Source organism: Microbispora bryophytorum (genome assembly GCF_043197435.1).
Classification (GTDB): domain Bacteria; phylum Actinomycetota; class Actinomycetes; order Streptosporangiales; family Streptosporangiaceae; genus Microbispora; species Microbispora bryophytorum.
Genome location: NZ_JBICTF010000006.1, coordinates 462654 through 481206 on the forward strand (window position 1 = coordinate 462654; position 18553 = coordinate 481206).

The 18553-nt window shown below is 72.8% G+C and carries 18 protein-coding genes; 7 read left to right on the top strand and 11 right to left on the bottom strand.

The genetic code is table 11. From position 1 onward, the window contains the following. Positions 1-92: 92 nt before the first annotated feature. From ACGFIB_RS22880 to ACGFIB_RS22900, 5 genes are all read right to left on the bottom strand, one after another. Positions 93-1418, bottom strand: a complete 1326-nt coding sequence (locus tag ACGFIB_RS22880) for a lanthionine synthetase LanC family protein (RefSeq protein WP_357251557.1) — start codon at positions 1416-1418, stop codon at positions 93-95. Between the two features lie 81 nt (positions 1419-1499). Next, positions 1500-3221: a SulP family inorganic anion transporter gene (locus ACGFIB_RS22885; RefSeq protein ID WP_357260939.1), complete on the bottom strand. Its 1722-nt coding sequence runs from the start codon at positions 3219-3221 to the stop codon at positions 1500-1502. Then, positions 3218-3553, bottom strand: a complete 336-nt coding sequence (locus ACGFIB_RS22890) for an ArsR/SmtB family transcription factor (RefSeq protein ID WP_142574046.1) — start codon at positions 3551-3553, stop codon at positions 3218-3220. The genes ACGFIB_RS22885 and ACGFIB_RS22890 overlap by 4 nt, the downstream gene beginning before the upstream one ends. A gap of 5 nt (positions 3554-3558) precedes the next feature. Then, positions 3559-3738, bottom strand: a complete 180-nt coding sequence (locus tag ACGFIB_RS22895) for a hypothetical protein (protein WP_142573994.1) — start codon at positions 3736-3738, stop codon at positions 3559-3561. Between the two features lie 99 nt (positions 3739-3837). Further along, positions 3838-4242: a VOC family protein gene (locus ACGFIB_RS22900; protein WP_142573996.1), complete on the bottom strand. Its 405-nt coding sequence runs from the start codon at positions 4240-4242 to the stop codon at positions 3838-3840. 173 nt (positions 4243-4415) lie between these two features. On the opposite strand from ACGFIB_RS22900, the gene ACGFIB_RS22905 reads away from it, so the two are divergent. After that, positions 4416-4844 carry a pyridoxamine 5'-phosphate oxidase family protein gene (locus ACGFIB_RS22905; RefSeq protein ID WP_357251563.1) on the top strand — a complete coding sequence of 143 codons (429 nt, stop codon included), beginning with the start codon at positions 4416-4418 and terminating at the stop codon, positions 4842-4844. Then, positions 4844-5848, top strand: coding sequence for a zinc-binding alcohol dehydrogenase family protein (locus ACGFIB_RS22910; protein ID WP_357251566.1), 1005 nt, complete (start codon positions 4844-4846; stop codon positions 5846-5848). Before ACGFIB_RS22905 ends, ACGFIB_RS22910 begins: the two co-directional genes overlap by 1 nt. On the opposite strand, the gene ACGFIB_RS22915 is transcribed toward ACGFIB_RS22910, so the two are convergent. Both ACGFIB_RS22915 and ACGFIB_RS22920 read right to left on the bottom strand, forming a co-directional pair. Continuing rightward, positions 5835-6326, bottom strand: a complete 492-nt coding sequence (locus ACGFIB_RS22915) for a CBS domain-containing protein (protein ID WP_357251569.1) — start codon at positions 6324-6326, stop codon at positions 5835-5837. The two genes, ACGFIB_RS22910 and ACGFIB_RS22915, sit on opposite strands and share 14 nt — an antisense overlap. Beyond that, the gene (locus ACGFIB_RS22920) at positions 6323-7021 is read right to left on the bottom strand and encodes a CBS domain-containing protein (protein ID WP_357251572.1); all 699 of its coding nucleotides are present in this window, start codon (positions 7019-7021) and stop codon (positions 6323-6325) included. The genes ACGFIB_RS22915 and ACGFIB_RS22920 overlap by 4 nt, the downstream gene beginning before the upstream one ends. A gap of 179 nt (positions 7022-7200) precedes the next feature. Between ACGFIB_RS22920 and ACGFIB_RS22925 the strand changes: the two genes are divergently transcribed. The 3 genes from ACGFIB_RS22925 to ACGFIB_RS22935 are packed head-to-tail and all read left to right on the top strand — an operon-like array spanning position 7201 to position 11228. Then, positions 7201-8859, top strand: a complete 1659-nt coding sequence (locus tag ACGFIB_RS22925; RefSeq protein ID WP_142574006.1) for an NAD(P)/FAD-dependent oxidoreductase — start codon at positions 7201-7203, stop codon at positions 8857-8859. Continuing rightward, positions 8856-10304, top strand: coding sequence for an ATP-binding protein (locus ACGFIB_RS22930; RefSeq protein WP_357251575.1), 1449 nt, complete (start codon positions 8856-8858; stop codon positions 10302-10304). Before ACGFIB_RS22925 ends, ACGFIB_RS22930 begins: the two co-directional genes overlap by 4 nt. A gap of 60 nt (positions 10305-10364) precedes the next feature. Then, complete coding sequence (locus tag ACGFIB_RS22935; protein ID WP_189104969.1) at positions 10365-11228, top strand: NAD(+)/NADH kinase; 864 nt, start codon at positions 10365-10367, stop codon at positions 11226-11228. 91 nt (positions 11229-11319) lie between these two features. Here the strand turns inward: ACGFIB_RS22935 and mgrA are convergent, their stop codons facing one another. The 4 genes from mgrA to ACGFIB_RS22955 all read right to left on the bottom strand — a co-directional run bounded on the left by mgrA (position 11320) and on the right by ACGFIB_RS22955 (position 16040). Further along, positions 11320-12315 (bottom strand): L-glyceraldehyde 3-phosphate reductase, encoded by a 996-nt coding sequence (mgrA, locus tag ACGFIB_RS22940; protein ID WP_357260932.1) that lies wholly within the window; start codon positions 12313-12315, stop codon positions 11320-11322. A 120-nt stretch (positions 12316-12435) separates the two neighbouring features. Then, entirely contained in the window at positions 12436-13077 is a 642-nt protein-coding gene (locus ACGFIB_RS22945) for an alpha-ketoglutarate-dependent dioxygenase AlkB (protein ID WP_191049601.1), read from the bottom strand. A gap of 29 nt (positions 13078-13106) precedes the next feature. Then, positions 13107-13769: a hypothetical protein gene (locus tag ACGFIB_RS22950; RefSeq protein WP_357251585.1), complete on the bottom strand. Its 663-nt coding sequence runs from the start codon at positions 13767-13769 to the stop codon at positions 13107-13109. A 162-nt stretch (positions 13770-13931) separates the two neighbouring features. Continuing rightward, entirely contained in the window at positions 13932-16040 is a 2109-nt protein-coding gene (locus ACGFIB_RS22955; protein ID WP_393374777.1) for an amylo-alpha-1,6-glucosidase, read from the bottom strand. A 148-nt stretch (positions 16041-16188) separates the two neighbouring features. Between ACGFIB_RS22955 and ACGFIB_RS22960 the strand changes: the two genes are divergently transcribed. Both ACGFIB_RS22960 and ACGFIB_RS22965 read left to right on the top strand, forming a co-directional pair. Continuing rightward, positions 16189-17244: a LacI family DNA-binding transcriptional regulator gene (locus tag ACGFIB_RS22960; protein ID WP_393374779.1), complete on the top strand. Its 1056-nt coding sequence runs from the start codon at positions 16189-16191 to the stop codon at positions 17242-17244. 40 nt (positions 17245-17284) lie between these two features. Next, complete coding sequence (locus ACGFIB_RS22965) at positions 17285-18529, top strand: extracellular solute-binding protein (RefSeq protein ID WP_393374782.1); 1245 nt, start codon at positions 17285-17287, stop codon at positions 18527-18529. Positions 18530-18553: the final 24 nt, after the last annotated feature.

An 18553-nucleotide genomic window follows, 5' to 3' on the forward strand; every position in this document is an offset into this window, starting at 1 on the left:
CTCCCGACTACCGTGCCGGACGCACTGGGCGGGCGCGCTACGCCGCAGGGAGTAGTCCGCCCCCACCCCGTCCGGCGCCTGCGCGCTCCTGGCTATGCCTGGTCGCCGCGCAGGACGGCGGCGGGGATCGGGATGGCGGGGAACGGGTTGTCCGGCAGGAGGATCAGCCGGCGCGGTGTGCCGGTGCGCTCCGTGGCGTCCAGGTGCAGCAGGGCCGTCCCGATGCCCGCGGCTCCCACCATGTATCCGGTGTCGGCCGTGACCTCTCCCGGCCGCAGCCGCCGATAGGCCTGATACCAGCGGAAGCCGGCCTCGTCGCCCGCGGTCGCGCGCCCGATGAGGTCGATCGCGAGCGTGCGCGCGAAGTCGAGGTACGGCTCGTGCCCCGTGGCCGCGTACAGGCCCACGAAACACTCGATCAGCCCGGCCGTGCCGCAGCACAGGCAGGCCACGTCCCAGTGACCCGAGGGCCGGGCGCCGGGCACGCCGCTGTGCATGATTCCGTGCGCGAGCCGTTCCATCCAGTCGAGATCGCCCGGGTCGCCGGTGACCCGGTGCAGCTCGTGGAACATGCGGGCCACGCCGGCGGATCCGGAGCAGAAGCCGAGGTAGTGGAGCCGGCGCCCCTGCGGGATGTGGTGCGGCACGAGCGCGCACCTGTCGGTGACCTCGCTGACCGTGCGGACGAAGTCGGCGCCCCTGCGGGCCGCCGCCAGGAACCGCTCGTCGCGGGTCACGCCGTACAGGCGGGCGAGCAGGAACGCCGTGCCCGCCGTCCCGGACAGGAACCCGGGGGTGACGGCGTCCACGGGCAGGTCGGGGACGGCGTCGCCGCCGAAGCGGTGCCCGGGGACGACGAGACCCGCGATGCGCTCCCCCGCCTCGATGGCCACCTCCTCGTACGCCGGGACGCCGAGGATGCCGGACGCGTGCAGCAGCGCGAGCACGATCCCCCCGTCACCGCGCTGCGCCGGGTCGCCGGTCCAGCCGATGCCGTCGCCGAGGGGCCGGGCGTCGCGGACGAGGCGGTCGGCGGCGGCGCGGGCCGCTCCGAAGATCTCCTCGTCGCCCGTCGCCCACCCCGTCTCCGCCATCGCGAAGATCAGACCGGCGCGCCCGTGGTAGAAGGTCGGGTCGCGCTGCTCGGGCCAGGTGACGGCGAGTCTGCGCGCTCCCGCGAGCGCGTCCTGGAGGTACGCCTCGTGGCCGGTGGCGGCGGCGAGTTCGAGGAAGAACAGCACGACGCCGGCCGCGCCGGCGTAGAGGGACGCGACGTCACCGGCCCCGGCCGACCGTCCCCGTGGATCGGGGTTGGCCCGCCATCGCCGTCCCAGGTCGTCGTCGATCGCCGCCGACCGCACCCAGCGCGCGGCCGTGACGGCGGCGGTGACGGGTGTCTCGCGGGGCCAGGTGCTCATCACCCCAGTCTCCCACAAAGCTGGTAGGAAATTAAGGCTACTGCTCTTCCACTCGGAAGCCTACGGGGAGTCGTGCGCCCATCACACCGTCCGCGGGGAAACGTCCGGGTGAGGCGCCGCGAGAACCGGGGTCGGCGGCGGCGCGGACGGGAGTCCGAGCAGCGTCCTGGCGTGGGCGATCGCGGCCGGCGTGTCCGGAAAGACGAGCCCGTCGCGGCGGAGGTGGTCGGCCACCCCGAGCCCGCCGAGAACCTCGTCGTGGCCCGGCCGGATGCCCGACAGCAGCACGGTGATCCCTTTCCCCTCCAGCCGCCTGATCGCGTCGCCGAGGACGCCCGCGCCGGTGGCGTCGATCGTGGACACCCGCGACATGCGCAGGATGACCACCCGCACGTCGGCGACCTCCGACAGCTCGAGCAGGAAGCGGTGGGCCGCGCCGAAGAACAGCGGGCCGTCGAACCGGTAGGCCACGATGTGCTCGGCCAGCAGGCGCCGTTCCTCGTCGCCGTGGTCGCCGGTCTCCAGCGGGACCTGCTCGATCTGCGCGCTGCGCGCGACGGCCCGCAGAGCGAGCACGATCGCGACGCCGACGCCGACCGCGACCGCGGTGACGAGGTCGAAGACGACGGTGACGGCGAAGGTGAGGACCATCACCGCGGCGTCGCCCCGGGTGGAGCGGGCGATGGCGCGCAGCGAGCCGACCTCGACCATGCGGACCGTCGTGGCCAGCAACACCCCGGCCAGCGCGGCCAGCGGGATCCGCCCGACGAGGCCGCTCGCGCCGAACACGATGACGGCCAGCACGACGGCGTGCGCGAGAGCGGCCAGGCGGGACCGCGCGCCCGAGCGGACGTTCACCGCCGTACGGGCGATCGCGGCGGTGGCGGGGATGCCGCCGAACAGCGGCGAGACGACGTTCGCCAGGCCCTGCCCGAACAGCTCGCGGTCGGGGTCGTGCCGCTCCCCCACGCTCATGGCGTCGGCGACCGAGGCGCACAGCAGGCTCTCGAGGGCCCCGAGGGCGGCCACGGCGAGGGCCGCCGGGAGCAGCGAGGTGACGGCGCCCGGGTCGAGGAAGCCGATCGACGGCGCGGGCAGCCCGGCCGGCAGCGTTCCGATGCGGGCGACGTCCAGCCCTGCGGCCTCGGCCACGACCGTGGCGACCACGACCGTGAGGAAGGAGAACGGCACCGCGGGCCGCCATCGCGCGCCCAGCAGCATGACCCCGGCGACCACGAGCGCCATCGCGATCGGCACCGGACGCGGGTCGCGCGCGAAGTTCGCGAGCGCGTTCCCCGCCGCCTGCCACACCCGCTCCCCCTCGCCGGTCACGCCGAGTGCCGCGGGCACCTGCTGGAGCGCGATGACGACGGCGATGCCCGCCGTGAACCCTTCGATGACGGGAGTGGGCATGTAGCGGGCGTACCTGCCGACCCGGGCCAGCGCGAGCACCAGGAGCACGATCCCGGCGAGCAGGCCGACCGCGAGCACCCCGCCCGGGCCGTGACTGTGCACGATCGGGACGAGGACGACGGTCATGGCCCCCGTGGGCCCCGACACCTGGAGGTTGCTGCCGCCGAAGACGGCGGCGATCGCGCCCGCGACGACGGCGGTCGCCAGGCCGGCCTGCGCGCCCAGCCCGGAGCCGACCCCGAAGGCCAGCGCGAGCGGCAGGGCCACCACCGCGACCGTGAGCCCGGCGATCAGGTCCCGGCCGGGGCTGCGGCGGGCCGGTCGCCAGTCGGCGGGCGAGGGCAGCAGCCCGGCGATTCGGCCGTACAGCCGCTCGGCCGCGCCGGTCACTCGGCCGCCTCCGCCTGAAGCTCGGCCAGCAGCTCGCCCTGGCCGGTGATCATGTCGGTGAGGATCCGCCGGGCCGCCGCGAGCAGGTCCACGACGTCGGGGGTGGCCAGCGAGTAGACCACCGTGCCGCCCTCCCTGACCGCGCCGACCAGGCCGGTACGGCGCAGCACGGCGAGCTGCTGGGACAGGTTCGACGCCTCCACCTCGATCTCGTTGAGTAACTCGCGGACCGGGCGAGGCCCGTCCCGGAGGAGTTCGAGCACCCGGATGCGCACCGGATGTCCCAGGGTGCGAAAGAAGTCGGCCTTGGCCTGATAGAGCGGGACGGGCATCGGGCTCACTCCGCCTCTTCCTCCGCCTCCGGGTTGATCCCGTGGTCGGCGGCCAGACGCTTCAGGTTGTCCAGCCGGCCCGAGGCGATCTGGACGCCGTGCTCGTCGCCGCTCTCGCGTGCCCGCCGCAGTTCCTCGCGCGCCTCCGCGAGCCGGGCGCGCAGCTCCGCCGTGAACTCGTGCATGTCGTCTTCTCCTCCGTCGGCGGAGCCCAGGATATTCACAACATGAAGAATTCTTCAATTCAGCAGCACCGCAACCGCGTCGAGGGGCGTGAGACGGGTTCAGGCGGGGCGCGGCGTGAAGGAGCGCTGGTCACGCCGCAGCGGATGACCCTCGGGGATCTCGACCAGCACGATCGGCAGGCCGTCGGGGTCCTCGATCCACATCTCCACCAGCCCCCACGGCTCCAGCCGGGGCGGGCGGGACACCGGCACCCCGGCCTCCACCAGCCGGGCGTGCTCCCTCTCGACGTCGCGCACCTGCAACCAGATCGCGGGCCCCTCCCGCACGTCGCCGGTGCGCGGCGAGACCTCGACGAACCCCTGCCCCAGGAAGAACACCACCCCGGGATCCTCGGCCGGGCCGAACTCCCGGTTGACGGCCAGGCCCAGGAGGTCCCGGTAGAAACGACGGCTCGCGGTCCGGTCGGCCGCGCGCAGGAGTATTCGGCTGCTCAGCACTTCCACGTGACGGTCGTGCCCATTCTGGGCATGCGGTTGGGGATGGATTACGGCAAGCGGCGGCCAAGGCTTCCGGGCCCTTAGTCCTTCCGTCGAGCGACGGAGGTCGGTGCCGCCGGAGGGGCCGGGAACGGCACACTGGTCGCCGACACCCGTTGTGGATCATCGTGGAGGTTCGCATGACTGAAGACACGGCTCCCGCCGGCATGCCGCGCCTGACCAAGCTCGACCACGAGGAGTGCCTGCGGCTGATCTCGCCCGGCGGCGTGGGCAGAGTCGCCTTCAACAACCCGGCCGGGCCCGTGATCCTGCCGGTCAACTACACGATCGAGCAGGGCGCCGTCCTGTTCCGCACCGCTCTCGGCGGCCCGATGGACTCCGACCTGCGCACGGGGATCGAGGGGGCCGACTTCATGGTGGCCTTCGAGGTGGATCACATCGACGAGAGCACCCGGGAGGGCTGGAGCGTGCTCGTGCGCGGCGGGGCCCACCACATCACCGGCGACGTGAACAAGAGCGCCGTGGAGTCGTGGCCGGGCGGCGACCGTCCGCTCTACATCCGGATCTCGCCCAACGAGGTCAGCGGCCGGCGCATCCAGCACACGTGATGGACGCCTGGGTCGTGGCCCGGCCGGGGCCCGTCGCGACGCGGCCGCTGGAGCGGGCCGTGCTGCCGGACCCGGTGCCCGGGCCCGGGGAACTGCTGGTCCGCGTCGAGGCGTGCGCGGTCTGCCGCACCGACCTGCACCTCGCCGAGGGCGACCTCCCCCCGAGACGCCCTCGTACGGTTCCCGGGCACGAGGTCGTGGGACGCGTGGCGGGGCTCGGCCCGGACACGCCAGGACCGCCGGTCGGCAGCCGCGTGGGGGTGGCCTGGCTCCGCTCGACCTGCGGCCGGTGCCGCTACTGCCTGCGCGGCGCGGAGAACCTGTGCCCGGCGTCCACCTACACCGGCTGGGACGCCGACGGCGGGTACGCGCAGCTGCTGACCGCCCCCGCGGCGTACGTCTACCCGCTGCCCGAGGACACCCCGGCCGAGACGCTCGCCCCGCTGCTGTGCGCCGGGATCATCGGATATCGCGCGCTGGCCCGCGCCGACCTGCCCCCGGGCGGACGGCTCGGCATCTACGGGTTCGGCGCCTCGGCCCACCTGACCGCCCAGATCGCGATCGCCGAGGGCGCGACCGTCCACGTGATGACGAGGTCGCCGGCGGCCAGGGAGCTCGCGCTCCGGCTGGGCGCCGCCTCCGCCGCGGGCAGCGCCGACCCGCCGCCCGAGCCCCTGGACGCGGCCATCCTGTTCGCGCCGGTCGGCGACCTCGTGCCGGTCGCGCTGGCCGCGCTCGACCGGGGCGGCACGCTCGCGGTGGCGGGTATCCACCTCACCGACATCCCGGTGCTGAACTACCAGCGCCACCTGTTCCAGGAGCGCACGCTGCGCAGCGTCACGGCCAACACCCGTGACGACGGGCGGGAGTTCCTGCGGCTGGCGGCCCTCCACCATCCGCGGGTCACGACGACGCCCTACCCCTTCGACGGCGCCGGACAGGCGCTGGCCGACCTGGCCGCCGACCGGGTCGAGGGGGCGGCCGTCCTGCTCATGGACAGGTGACGGACGGCACCGGCTCCAGATGGAACAGGCCGCCCTTCACGTCCGCCGGGTCGTCTACCTGGTCGCCGGCCGGACGCGCCCTCCTCCCGGCCAGCGCCATCAGCACGTCGGTGGTGGTGACCAGGCCCCACAGGACGTCGTCCGGGCCGAGCACGGGGACCGCGCCGCAGTCGGCGTCGGCCATCAGCGCGGCGACCTCGGACAGCGGGGCGTCCGGGGCGACCCGGGGACAGCGCCGCCCCTCCACGAGCGTGCGCACCACCGCCTGCGACTGCTCGGCGGGGCCGCCCGACCAGTGCGCGGCCACGTCCTCCCGCCCGAGAACGCCGACGAGCCGGCAGCAGGCGTCGACGACCGGGAGGTGGTGGACACCGGCCCGCCACATGAGCTCCCAGGCCATCAGCGGCGACTCCTCCGGCTCCACCGTGACGAGCGCCCGGGTCATCACCTCGGCCGCGGTCGTGGTCTCGACGCTCATCGGTCCCGCCCGCCTTCCGCCGGGCCGGTCCGCCGGAGCGCGCCCGCGGGGACGGCCCGGCCCACGTCGTCGATCTCGTACGTGATGGAGGAGTCGACGTCCACCACACCGTCCGCCTGCCAGACCTCTTCCATCAGGGCGCGGAGCTGGGAACGCCGCTCCACGTCGCCGTCGAGGTGGACGATCCCGTCCTCGACCCGTACGGCGCAGTGCCGGGCGTAGCGCGAGGCCACTTCGAGAATGTCGTCACGGAGGTCCTCCGGGGGCCGGCAGAACGCTCTGATCAGGTCGGACCGTTTGACCAGCCCGGTGATCCGGCCGGTCTCCCCGTCCACCACGGGCAGCTCCTTGATCCCGTTGCGGTGCATGAGACAGGCCGCCTGCCGCAGCGGGGTGTCCTCGGTGACCGTGATCGCGGGGCTGCTCATGATCTGGGCGGCGCGGTGGCCGCTCGCCTTCCTGCGCTCCCTGCGCCGGGACGGCCCCTCGACGATCAGATCGGCGGGCCGCCTGTCGAGGTCCTTGAGCAGCAGGTCGTCGTCGCTCACCATGCCGATCACCCGCCGGTCCCCGTCCACGACAGGGACGGCCCCGACGTGGAACCGGCACATGGCGGTGACCACGTCGGAGAACGAGGCCGTCGCCTCGACGGCGACGACGAACCGGTTCATGACGTCGCGGACGGTCATCGGCATAGCGACCTCCTTCGTCCCCCGATCACGGCCACGCCCCGATAACGGCCACGCTCCGATCACGGCCACGCCTCCAGCCTTGGCCATGACCGGAGGCGGGGCGACCGGCGAACGTCCCCCTACGGTGGGACCTATGTCCCAGGTGTGCCATTCAGCCGAGAGCCGCCAGTACCGTGTGAGTTGTGCAGAATGCCGCGATCCTCACCGTCGATGACGATCCTTCCGTCTCCCGGGCGGTGGCTCGTGACGTACGCCGCCGATACGGCGACCGCTACCGGGTGATCCGAGCCGAGTCCGGCTCCAGCGCGCTCGACGCGCTACACGAGATCAAGCTGCGCGGCGAGCAGGTCGCCGTCATGCTGGCCGACTACCGGATGCCCCAGATGAACGGCATCGAGTTCCTCGAAGCGGCCATGGACGTCTTCCCGCTGGCGCGCAGAGTGCTGCTGACCGCCTACGCCGACACCGACGCCGCCATCAGCGCGATCAACATCGTCGACCTCGACCACTACCTGCTCAAGCCGTGGAACCCGCCGGAGGAGAAGCTCTACCCGGTGCTGGACGCGCTGCTGGAGGCCTGGCTCGCCACCCCCGCCGTGACGATGCCGGAGACCAAGGTCGTGGGTCATCGCTGGTCGGCGCACTCGTTCACGGTGCGCGACTTCCTCGCCCGCAACCTCGTGCCGTACCGCTGGCTGCGGGCCGACGAGGCCGAGGGCGGACGCCTGCTGACCGCCGCCGGGATGAGCGAGGCGGACGTGCCGGTGGTGATCACCACGGACGGCAAGGCGCTGGCGCGGCCCACGGAGGCCGACCTCGCCGCGCACGTCGGCATGGCCACCACCCCGGCCTCGGACCTCTACGACCTCGCCGTGATCGGCGCGGGCCCCGCCGGCCTCGGCGCCGCGGTGTACGGCGCGTCCGAGGGACTGCGCACCCTGCTCGTGGAGCAGCGGGCCACCGGCGGTCAGGCCGGGCAGAGCAGCCGGATCGAGAACTACCTGGGCTTCCCCGACGGGGTCTCCGGCGCCCAGCTCACCGACCGCGCCCGCAGGCAGGCGCTGAAGTTCAACACCGAACTGCTCACCACCCGGGAGGTCGTCGGCCTCGAACGGAGCGGTTCGGCCACCCTGCTGCACTTCGGCGACGGCACCGCGGTGACGGCGCACACGATCGTGCTGGCGACCGGCGTGTCCTACCGGCTCCTGGACGCGCCCGGCCTGGCCGACCTGACCGGCAGGGGCGTCTTCTACGGCGCCGCCGCCACCGAGGCCCCGAGCTGCGCCGGGGAAGAGATCTACATCGTCGGCGGCGCGAACTCGGCCGGGCAGGCGGCGGTGTACTTCTCCCGGTACGCCGGCAAGGTGCACATCCTCATCCGGGGAGACGACCTCACCCGGTCGATGTCGCAGTATTTGATCGATCAGATCGAGGCCATCCCGTCGATCGAGGTCCATCCGCGCACGCAGGTGGTCGGCGGCGAGGGCCGCGACCACCTGGAGCGCCTGATCCTGTGCGACGGGCGGACCGGCCTGACGACCACCGTGGCGACGTCGTGGCTGTTCGTCTTCATCGGGGCGGAACCGCGCACCGAATGGCTCGGCGACGTTGTCGCCCGTGACGCGTCCGGCTACGTGCTGACCGGCTCCGACCTGCTGGCGGACGGCCGCCGCCCGGCCGGATGGACGCCGTCCAGAGACCCCTATCACCTGGAGTCGAGCATGCCCGGCGTCTTCGCGGCGGGCGACGTGCGGGCCGGATCGGTCAAGCGCGTCGCCTCGGCCGTCGGCGAGGGCGCCATGGCGGTCTCGCTCGTCCACCGTTATCTGGAGGCTCCATGACCGACCATCCGCATGAGCCGACGCTGCCGCCGGACGAGCTGCGCACGCTGTTCCTGTTCGAGGCGCTGAACGACGCGCAGCTCGCGCGGTTGTCGGAGGCGGGCCGGGTGGAGCGGCGGCTCGCCGGAACCCGCGTCTACGAGGAGGGCGACCCCGCCACCTGCTTCTTCGTGCTGCTGGGCGGCACGGTCGCGATGAGCAGGCGGGTGCAGGGCGACGAGGTCGAGGTGAGCCGCACCGCCCAGCGCGGCGTGTACGGCGGCGCCACCCAGGCGTACATCGCCGGCGAGTTCTCCCAGCTCTACATGAACACGCTGACCGCGGTCACCGAGGCGGAGTTCTTCGTGGTGCCGGCCGAGGTGATCGCCACGTGCGTGCGCGAGTGGTTCCCGATGGCGATGCACCTGCTGGAGGGGCTGTTCCTCGGCATGCGCGCCACCCAGACGATCGTCGGCGAACGGGAGCGGCTGCTCGCGCTCGGCTCGCTGTCGGCCGGCCTGACGCACGAGCTGAACAACCCGGCGGCCGCCGCCGTGCGGGCGACGTCCGCGCTGCGCGAGCGGGTGGCGGGCGTGCGGCACAAGCTCGCCATGATCGCTGACGGGCGGCTGGACGGCAGCCAGTTGCACGACCTCGTGGAGCTCCAGGAGGACGCGGTCAAGCGGTCGGCCTCCGCCCCCGACCTCACGCCGCTGGCACGCTCCGACGCCGAGGACGCGGTCGCCGACTGGCTGGACGAGCACGACATCGTCGGCGGCTGGGACCTGGCGGCGACGCTGGTGGCCGGCGGCCTCGACGCGTGCTGGCTCGACCAGATCGCCGACGCGGTGGGCGAGGAGAACCTGGAGTCCGCGGTCCGGTGGCTCACCTACACGGTGGACACCGAGCTGCTGATGTGCGAGATCGACGACGCGGTCAACCGGATCTCCGGCCTGGTCGCCGCCGCCAAGCAGTACTCCCAGCTCGACCGCGCCCCGCACCAGACGGTCGACGTGCACGACCTGCTCGACGCCACGCTGACCATGATGCAGGGCAAGATCCCCGCGGGTGTCCGCACGGTCAAGGAGTACGACCGGTCGCTGCCGCCCGTCCCCGCGTTCGCCGCGGAGCTCAACCAGGTGTGGACCAACCTCATCGACAACGCGCTCGGCGCGATGGACGGCACGGGCACCCTGACCCTCGGCACCCGGCGGAAGGACGGCTACCTGATCGTCGAGGTCGGCGACACCGGCCACGGCATCCCGCCCGAGGTCCGGCCTCGCATCTTCGAGCCGTTCTTCACCACCAAACCCGTCGGCGAGGGCACCGGCCTGGGTCTGGACATCTCCTATCGGATCGTGGTCAACAAGCACCACGGGGACATCAGGGTGGATTCGCGTCCGGGCGACACACGGTTCCGGGTCTACCTGCCCGTGGACCAGGCCGCCCCGCAGGCCGCCCGATAAGGCCGCTCGATAAGGCCGCTCGATAAGGCCGGCCGTACGGCCCGGTCGTACAGTGTGGGCATGGGCATGGTCAGCACCGTGGGTCTCGTCCTGCACCCGCAACGCGACTCGGAGGAGGCGATCGAGACGATCGTCGAGTGGGCGCGCAAGCGGGACTGCGCGGTGCTGGGACTGCCCGACGAGGTCGGGCGCATCGACTGCAATGCGATCGCGGTGGACACCCCGGCCCTGGTCCGGCGGTCCGACCTGCTCGTCAGCCTCGGCGGCGACGGCACGATGCTGCGCACGATGCGCCTGATCGCCGGGCGGCCGACCCCCGTCCTCGGGGTCAACCTGGGACGGCTCGGCTTCCTCGCCGAGATCGACGTGGACGAGCTGGCGCCCGCCCTGTCCGCGATCGACGAGCACAGATACACGGTCGAGCCGCGCATGGCGGTCCGGGCGACCGGCCACGACGGCCGGATGGTGACCGCGTTCAACGACATCGCCCTCGTCCGCATCCCCGGCGACGGGCTCGCGGCCGTGGCCGTCTCCGTCTACGGTGAGCCGTTCGTCCGGTACGCCGCCGACGCCGTGATCGTCTCCACCTCCACCGGATCAACCGCGTACAACTTCTCGGCGGGAGGCCCGATCGTCTCCCCCTCCGTCGAGGGGTTCCTCGTCGTCCCGGCCGCCGCCCACTCGGCGTTCAACCGGGCGCTGGTCCTGTCGGCCGACGAGGAGGTGACGCTCGACGTGCTCCCGACCAGCGGGCAGCTCGCCCTGGAGGTCGACGGCACCATCGGCGGTCACCTGTCCCCCGGCGACCGGCTCACGGTGACCGCGTTGCGCGCCGCCGCCCGCGTCGTACGGCTCGGGACGACCACCTTCTACGAGCGGGCCCGCCGCAAGCTCCGCGTGAACGGCAGCGCCGAGGTCGACTGAGCCGCCGGTCCATACGCCCGCTGCCGACACCCGCTGCCGACGCCCGGGGCGGCGCACGCGTGCGGGCCCCGGGACCGCGTCGGCGAGAGGGCTACAGCAGGCTCCCGATCTCGGACAGCTCCTCGGCGGTGAGCGCCGGTGCGGCCAGGGCGGCGACGTTCTGTTCGAGCTGCCCGACCGAGCTCGCCCCGATCAGCACGGACGTAATTCTCTGGTCACGCAGGATCCACGCCAGCGCGAGCTGCGCGAGCGACTGACCGCGCTCCCGGGCGACCTTGCCGAGGCCGCGCAGGGTCTCCAGCAGATCGGGGGTGAGCCGGTCGCGCTTGAGGAAGTGGCCGATCGCCATCCGGGAGTCGGCCGGCACCTCGCCGTCGAGATAGCGTCCGGTGAGCAGGCCCTGCGCCAGCGGCGAGTAGGCGATGCACCCCGCCCCAGCCCGCTCCAGCGTGTCCAGCAGGCCGTCCTCCACCCAGCGGTCCAGCATGGAGTAGCGCGGCTGGTGGATCAGGAGCGGGGTGCCCAGCTCGCGCAGCACGGCGGCGGCCCGCTCGGTCTGCTCGGCGGAGTAGTTCGAGATGCCCACGTAGAGCGCCTTGCCGGAGCGCACCGCCGTGTCGAGGGCGCCCATCGTCTCCTCGATCGGGGTGTCCGGGTCGGGCCGGTGGGAGTAGAAGACGTCGACGTAGTCGAGGCCCATCCGGCTCAGCGACCGGTCGAGGCTCGCCAGCAGATACTTGCGCGACCCCCACTCGCCGTACGGCCCGGGCCACATGTCGTAACCCGCCTTCGTCGAGATGAACAACTCGTCGCGGTAGGGCCGGAAGTCGGCGTGCAGGTGGCGGCCGAAGTTCTCCTCCGCCGAGCCGTACGGCGGGCCGTAGTTGTTGGCCAGGTCGAAGTGGGTGATGCCCAGGTCGAAGGCCCGGCGCAGAACGGCGCGCTGCGTGTCGAGCGGGTGGCCGTCGCCGAAGTTGTGCCACAGCCCGAGGGAGATCTCGGGGAGCAGCACGCCGCTCCTTCCGCTGCGCCGATACCGCATGTCGTCGTATCGGGCGGGGGCGGGGACATAGGGGTGCGGGGTCATTCGTGACCTTTCTTGCGCGACGTGGCCGGTGCTTGCCGCGGCCTTACTCAAGGACTACCAGCAAACCGCACCTGTCAACGGCCCGCCCACCGCCCCCCGGCCCGAGGCCCGCGCAAGCCCTCAGCGCACGCCCGCCGGGCGGAACTGGACGCTGATGCGGGCGCCGCTCACCTTGGCCGACTTCGGGATCGCGTGCTCCCAGGTGCGCTGGCAGCTCCCGCCCATGACGATGAGGTCGCCGTGGCCCAGCTCGTGCCGCAGCGCCGGGCCTCCCCCGCCGCGGGGGCGCAGCAGCAGCGGGCGCGGGGTGCCGACCGACACGATCGCGACCATGGTGTCCTGCGTGCTCCCCCGCCCGATGGTGTCGCCGTGCCAGGCGACGCTGTCCCTGCCGTCACGGTAGAGGCACATCCCGGCCGTGCGGAACGGCTCGCCGAGCTCCTCCTCGTAGTGGGCGTTGAGCGCGTCCCTCGCCTGGACCAGCACCGCATCGGGAAGCTCCTCGTCCTCCTCGTAGAACTTCAGCAGGCGCGGCACGTCCACGACCCGGTCGTACATGTGCCTGCGCTCGGCGTGCCAGGGGACCGCCTCCAGCAGGCGTTCGAAGAGCGCGTCGGCCCCCTCGATCCAGTGCGGCCGGACGTCGATCCAGGCGCCGCGCTCCAGTGAGGTGCGCCGCACCGACGAACCGAGCGGGCCGACGCGGACGTCTTCGTCCAGTCCGGGAACACAGTCCAGCAGCGAAGCCTGAAAAGCCGTCATGACGCCATCATATTAGAACACCTATTCGATCATGCTGCGGGCGAGGAGGAGCGCCTTCCCAGCCGCCACAGCGCCACGGCCAGCCACACCGCGCCGAGTGCGATCAGCACGCCATGAGCGACGCGGATCGCGGGCGTGGCGAAGAACTGGGGGATGAAGAGCAGGAACCCCGCGGCGAGCGGAGCGGCGCTCCAGCGGGGGAGCGTCCCCGACCGCGCGGCGGCGATCGCGGCCAGCAGCGCGCCGGCCCCGAGCAGCGCGAGCCCGATCAGGAACATCGCGGCCGCCGCCGGGCCGTACCGGAACTCGTCGGCCAGCGCCAGCAGGGACGCGTCGCCGTCCCGCACCGCCCTCGCGGCGATGACGTTCAGCCCGAAGACCTCCGCGCCGTAGTACGGCAGGGTCAGCCCGGCGCCGATCCACGTCACCACGGCGGCACGCAGCGCGAGCGGACGGTCCAGCACCGGGTCCAGCAGCAGGTGCAGCCCGAGCACTCCCAGCGCGAGCAGGACGAACCCGGCCACCGCGAACAGGTGCGCCGCCATCCAGGCCGGCGACGCCATCGCGGCGGCCCCGGACAGCGACGTCTCGTCGGAGTACGGCCGGACCGCGGGATACAGGACGAACAAGATCCCGGCCCCGAGAAAGGACAGGCCGGTCAGCCGGGCTCGGACAGGCAGGACGGAGGTCATGGCGGCTCCCATCGTCGGGACGACGAACGGAGCCGGATCATCGCCCCGTTACGAGAGCAATGCTCTCTTCACAGAACAGCGATGTCAATATAAACCCCTGCTTTCGCCGCTGTCCGCGGGGCGAAAGCAGGGGTTCCAGGCCGTCCGAATCGACCGAGCTCGTCACACCACGTCGAGGTCGAGCCCCGGCGGCAGGCCGGTGACGGTGGCGCGGCCCGCCGCGTCCACGGCGACGCTCACCTCCGCGCCCGCCACCCGCAGCCCCTGGGCCGCCAGCGCCCCGAGCGGCGCCCCGGCCATGGGCCGCAGCAGCACCCGCCCCGCCGGAACGTCGGGATACAGGCCCAGCGCGGCGTGCGCGACCGCCACCGCCGCGGCGGCCGACCACGCCTGGGGACGGCAGGCCGCCGGGTAGGGCATGGGCCTGCCGACGCCCGGGTGCGGGCCGGCGCCGTCCCCGGCGTACAGCTCGGGCAGCCGGTAGCCGAACGCCTCCCCGGCGGCGAGCAGCCCTTCGGCGAGCCCGGCCGCCTGCGCGGCGAACCCGGCCCTGGCCAGCCCGCCGAGCACGATCGCAGTGTCGTGCGCCCAGATCGAGCCGCAGTGGTAGGACAGCGGGCTGAAGCCGCCGTCGCCGGACGACATCGTGCGCAGCCCGTAGCCGCCGCTCATCATCGGGGCGGCCAGCAGCCTCGCGACCTGGGCCGACTCCGCCTCCGACAGCAGGCCGGTGCCGAGGAGGTGGCCGATGTTGCTGGTCAGCGCGTCCACCGGCCGCTTGTCGGTGTCGAGCGCGAGCGCGGGGAAGCGTCCGTGCGGGCCGTCCACCCAGAACCGGGCCCGGAACCGCTCGGCCAGCGCGTCGGCGTGCGCGTTCCATCGCTCGGCGCCCGGGCGGCCGAACGCGTCGAGCAGCGACGCCGCGTTCCTGGCCGCCTCGTACGCGTAGCCCTGCACCTCGACGAGCGCGATCGGCGGCTTGGCCTGGCTCCCGTCGCGGAACCGGATGGAGTCGCCGGAGTCCTTCCAGCCCTGGTTGGCCAGACCGCGGTCGGAGGTGTCGATGTACTCCACGAACCCGTCGCCGTCGGGGTCGGCGTAGTCCGCGAGCCAGCCGAGCGCGGCCTCCATGTGCGGCAGCAGCGCCGCCACCTCGCGCTCGGGCATTCCCCACCGCCAGGCGTCGTGCAGGAGGCTGATCCACAAGGGGGTGGCGTCGATCGTGCCGTAGTAGGCAGCGGGCAACCGCAGGCCGTTGCCCTCGACGGTGAACTCGTGCCGCCGCAGCTCGTGCATGATCTTCCCCGGCGCCTCGCCCGAGGCCGGGTCCACCCGCGTGCCCTGCCGCCGGGCGAGCACCCGCAGCGTGCCCGCGGCGAGGTCGGTGCCGAGCGGCAGCAGCATCCGGGCGGCCCACAGGCTGTCGCGCCCGAAGAGCGTGAGAAACCACGGCACCCCCGCGCCGAGGAAGGTGTCCTCGGGAGCGCCGGTCTCCGCGAGCCGCAGTGACCGCAGATCCTCAAGCGACTGGTGCAGCAGCCGGGTCAGACGCCGGTCGGCGGCGGTGACCTCGGGCTTGCTCCACTCCAGCGTCCTGGCCGGTGCGACGACGACGGCGGCGGGGTCGTCCACGACGACCTCCCAGCGCAGCGTCGCGGTCCCGCCTGGGGGCAGGAACAGGTCCCAGCTCAACCGGCCGCCGCCGGTCTCCGCGCGGGCGTCCTCGCCGACGGCCGTGACCCGGATGCCGCCGTTTCGCCACGACAGCCCGCCGGGGTCCCTGTGGCCGGGCTCGGCCGGGACGGTGTCGCCGCCCGACTTGACCACCTCGATCGGCGCGAAGTCGCAGCTCAGCTCGACGGTGACCGATGCGGTCACGGCCACAGAGGCGGTTGAGGTGATCTCGACGTGCTCGCTCATGCCGCGCGCGCCGACCACGCGGACGCGTTCGAGCCGCACGGTCGGGTCGGGGTGGGGGTCGCCGAGCCAGCGGGCCAGCGAGACGAACCTGGTGCGCCCGGCCTCCTCGTGGACGTGGCCGATGGCCTCGGGCTCGCGGCCGTCGACGAGCAGCCTCGCCTGCGACAGCGCCCGGTGGTCGGCGTGGAAGAGCCCCTGGACGCCGAAGGGGCGGATCTGGCCGTCAGCGCCGCTCAGCGCCCCGGTCGGCGCCATGACGGTGCCGACCAGCTCGTGCAGTGGCGGTTGCAGGCGATACGCCGTGGCGGCGGCGAACTCGCTGCCCGGACCGGGCGTGGCTCCGACGAGCACCGATGGGCCCTCCTGGATCGAATCGTCCCGGCCTTGACCTTGACATGTGGTCGCCGGGGGTGCACATTGCGAAACATTCAGTTTATTTTGATCGATCTAATCATGCCCTACTCCTCCTTGAACGTTCAAACCCCCAGAAGGGCGGATCATGACCGAAAAGGTGACAATCGGCGATGTAGCCCGGCTCGCCGGTGTATCACGCCAGACGGTCTCGAACGCCCTGAACAGCCCGGATATCGTCCGCGAGGAGACCAGGCAGCGGGTGCTGCGGGCGGTCGAGCAACTGGGCTACCGGGTCAACCAGGCCGCCCGGCAGATGCGTACGGGCCGGTCCCGGCTGATCGCCATCCGGATCGAGCCCGACCGCGACGGCATCAACGGCTCAGTGCTCGACCGCTTCCTGCACGGCCTGACCGACTCGGCCGCGCGGTCCGGCTACCGGGTGCTGCTCTACACGGCGGACGACGACCAGGCCGAGGTCGACACGTTCGAGGACCTGCTCGGCGCGTACGAGCCGGACGCGTTCGTGCTGACCAGCACCCACCACGGCGACCTGCGCACCGCCTGGCTGCTGGACCACAAGGTGCCGTTCGTCACCTTCGGACGCCCCTGGAGCGCGGACTCCGCGAGTGCTTCGCACGCGTGGGTGGACGTGGACGGAGCGGCCGGCACGGCCGCGGCCACCCGTCACCTGCTCGACGCGGGCCATCGCGTGATCGGCTTCCTCGGCTGGCCGTCCGGCTCCGGGGTCGGCGACGACCGTCGCGAGGGCTGGGCGCGCACGCTCGCCGCGGCGGGCGTCGACCCCGCCGGCCTGAGCCGGGCCACCAGCGACGGCGTGGCCGACGGCGAGAAGGCCGCCCACGACCTGCTGCGGTCGGACCTCGGGGTGACCGCGCTCGTCTGCGTCAGCGACTCGCTCGCGCTCGGCGCGCTGCACGCCGCCCGCTCCCCCGGCCTCGCCTGGCAGCCCGGCAGGGGGCCCGGGGGCGGGGCGGCGGAACGGCCGGTCGCGGTGATCGGCTTCGACGACACGCCGGTGGCCAAGGCCGTCGGCCTGACCAGCCTGAGCCAGCCGCTGGCACAGGCCGCCGCGCACTGCGTGGCGCTCCTCACCACACTCCTCGACGGCCAGGCGGACCCCGGCGAACCGCCGGCGAACGTGCTGCTCGAACCCTCGCTGGTCGTCCGCCAGTCGGCGTGAACCGGCGCGTCCTCCCCCTCAACGAAGATCGGGAATCCTCATGAAGAACAGAACCGTGCGGACGGCGGTGCTCGGCGCCGCCTGCGCCGCGCTCCTTTCCTCGGCCGCCTGCGGCAGCGGTTTCGACGACAAGGCGGCCGCTCCCGCCCAGCAGAGCGGCGGCCCGGCCGACCTGCAGATCCTCATCGGCTCCTCGGGCGACGCGGAGACCGCCGCGGTGAAGGACGCCGCCGCGGCCTGGGCGAAGAAGTCCGGCTCGACGGCGACCGTGACCCCGGCGCAGGACCTCGCCCAGCAGCTCGGCCAGGCGTTCGCGGGCGACAACCCGCCCGACGTGTTCTACGTGGACGCCTCCCGGTTCGCCGACTACGCGAGCGTGGGCGCGCTGGAGCCGTACGCCGACAAGCTGTCCGGGGCGTCGGACTTCTACCCGAGCCTGCGCACCACGTTCACCTACGACGGCACGTTCTACTGCGCGCCGAAGGACTTCTCCACCCTCGCCCTGGTGATCAACGACGATATGTGGGCCAAGGCCGGGCTGGGCGAGGGCGACGTGCCGACGACCTGGGACCAGCTCACCGCGGTGAGCGAGAAGCTCAAGGCCGAGGGCGTCACGCCGCTCGCGATCGCCGACACCCGCGACCGGGTCGGCGCGTTCCTGGTGCAGGCGGGCGGCTGGATCACCAGCCCCGACGGCAAGCAGGCGACGGCGGACAGCCCGGAGAACCTCAAGGCCCTGCAGTACGTCCAGTCGCTGCTCAAGGACAAGCTCGCCCAGTTTCCGAGCCAGCTCGACGCGGGCTGGGGCGGTGAGGCCTTCGGCAAGGGCAAGGCCGCGATGACCGTCGAGGGCAACTGGATCAAGGGCGCGCTGAAGGCGGACTTCCCCGATGTGAAGTACAGCGTGCACGAGCTTCCGGCCGGCCCCAAGGGCAAGGGCACCCTGTCGTTCACCAACTGCTGGGGCATCTCCTCGAAGAGCAAGTACAAGCAGCAGGCGATCGACTTCGTCGAGGCGATGACCACCGTCGACCAGCAGATGGCCTTCGCCCGGGCCTTCGGGGTCATGCCCTCGCGGCAGTCGGCGAAGGACGTCTACACCAAGGAGTTCCCCGCCGACGGCCCGTTCGTGAACGGCGCCAACTACGCCCAGGGCCCGGTCAACGCACCGAAGATGGACAGCGTCCTGGCCGACTTCGACACCGGTATCCAGAAGCTCGCCTCCAGCGACCCGAAGGCGCTGCTGGAGCGCGTGCAGAAGAACACCCAGGCCGCCCTCGGCTGACACGAGAGCCGACGCGAGAGCTGA

Excerpts from the sequence above, each read along its gene's own strand:
- ACGFIB_RS22910 (WP_357251566.1), top strand. The coding sequence starts at position 4,844 with ATGGACGCCTGGGTCGTGGCCCGGCCGGGGCCCGTCGCGACGCGGCCG.
- mgrA (WP_357260932.1), bottom strand. The coding sequence starts at position 12,315 with ATGACCCCGCACCCCTATGTCCCCGCCCCCGCCCGATACGACGACATG.
- ACGFIB_RS22965 (WP_393374782.1), top strand. The coding sequence starts at position 17,285 with ATGAAGAACAGAACCGTGCGGACGGCGGTGCTCGGCGCCGCCTGCGCC.
- ACGFIB_RS22960 (WP_393374779.1), top strand. The coding sequence starts at position 16,189 with ATGACCGAAAAGGTGACAATCGGCGATGTAGCCCGGCTCGCCGGTGTA.
- ACGFIB_RS22945 (WP_191049601.1), bottom strand. The coding sequence starts at position 13,077 with ATGACGGCTTTTCAGGCTTCGCTGCTGGACTGTGTTCCCGGACTGGAC.
- ACGFIB_RS22930 (WP_357251575.1), top strand. The coding sequence starts at position 8,856 with ATGACCGACCATCCGCATGAGCCGACGCTGCCGCCGGACGAGCTGCGC.
- ACGFIB_RS22935 (WP_189104969.1), top strand. The coding sequence starts at position 10,365 with ATGGGCATGGTCAGCACCGTGGGTCTCGTCCTGCACCCGCAACGCGAC.
- ACGFIB_RS22920 (WP_357251572.1), bottom strand. The coding sequence starts at position 7,021 with ATGCCGATGACCGTCCGCGACGTCATGAACCGGTTCGTCGTCGCCGTC.
- ACGFIB_RS22915 (WP_357251569.1), bottom strand. The coding sequence starts at position 6,326 with ATGAGCGTCGAGACCACGACCGCGGCCGAGGTGATGACCCGGGCGCTC.
- ACGFIB_RS22880 (WP_357251557.1), bottom strand. The coding sequence starts at position 1,418 with ATGAGCACCTGGCCCCGCGAGACACCCGTCACCGCCGCCGTCACGGCC.
- ACGFIB_RS22950 (WP_357251585.1), bottom strand. The coding sequence starts at position 13,769 with ATGACCTCCGTCCTGCCTGTCCGAGCCCGGCTGACCGGCCTGTCCTTT.
- ACGFIB_RS22890 (WP_142574046.1), bottom strand. The coding sequence starts at position 3,553 with ATGCCCGTCCCGCTCTATCAGGCCAAGGCCGACTTCTTTCGCACCCTG.
- ACGFIB_RS22895 (WP_142573994.1), bottom strand. The coding sequence starts at position 3,738 with ATGCACGAGTTCACGGCGGAGCTGCGCGCCCGGCTCGCGGAGGCGCGC.
- ACGFIB_RS22905 (WP_357251563.1), top strand. The coding sequence starts at position 4,416 with ATGACTGAAGACACGGCTCCCGCCGGCATGCCGCGCCTGACCAAGCTC.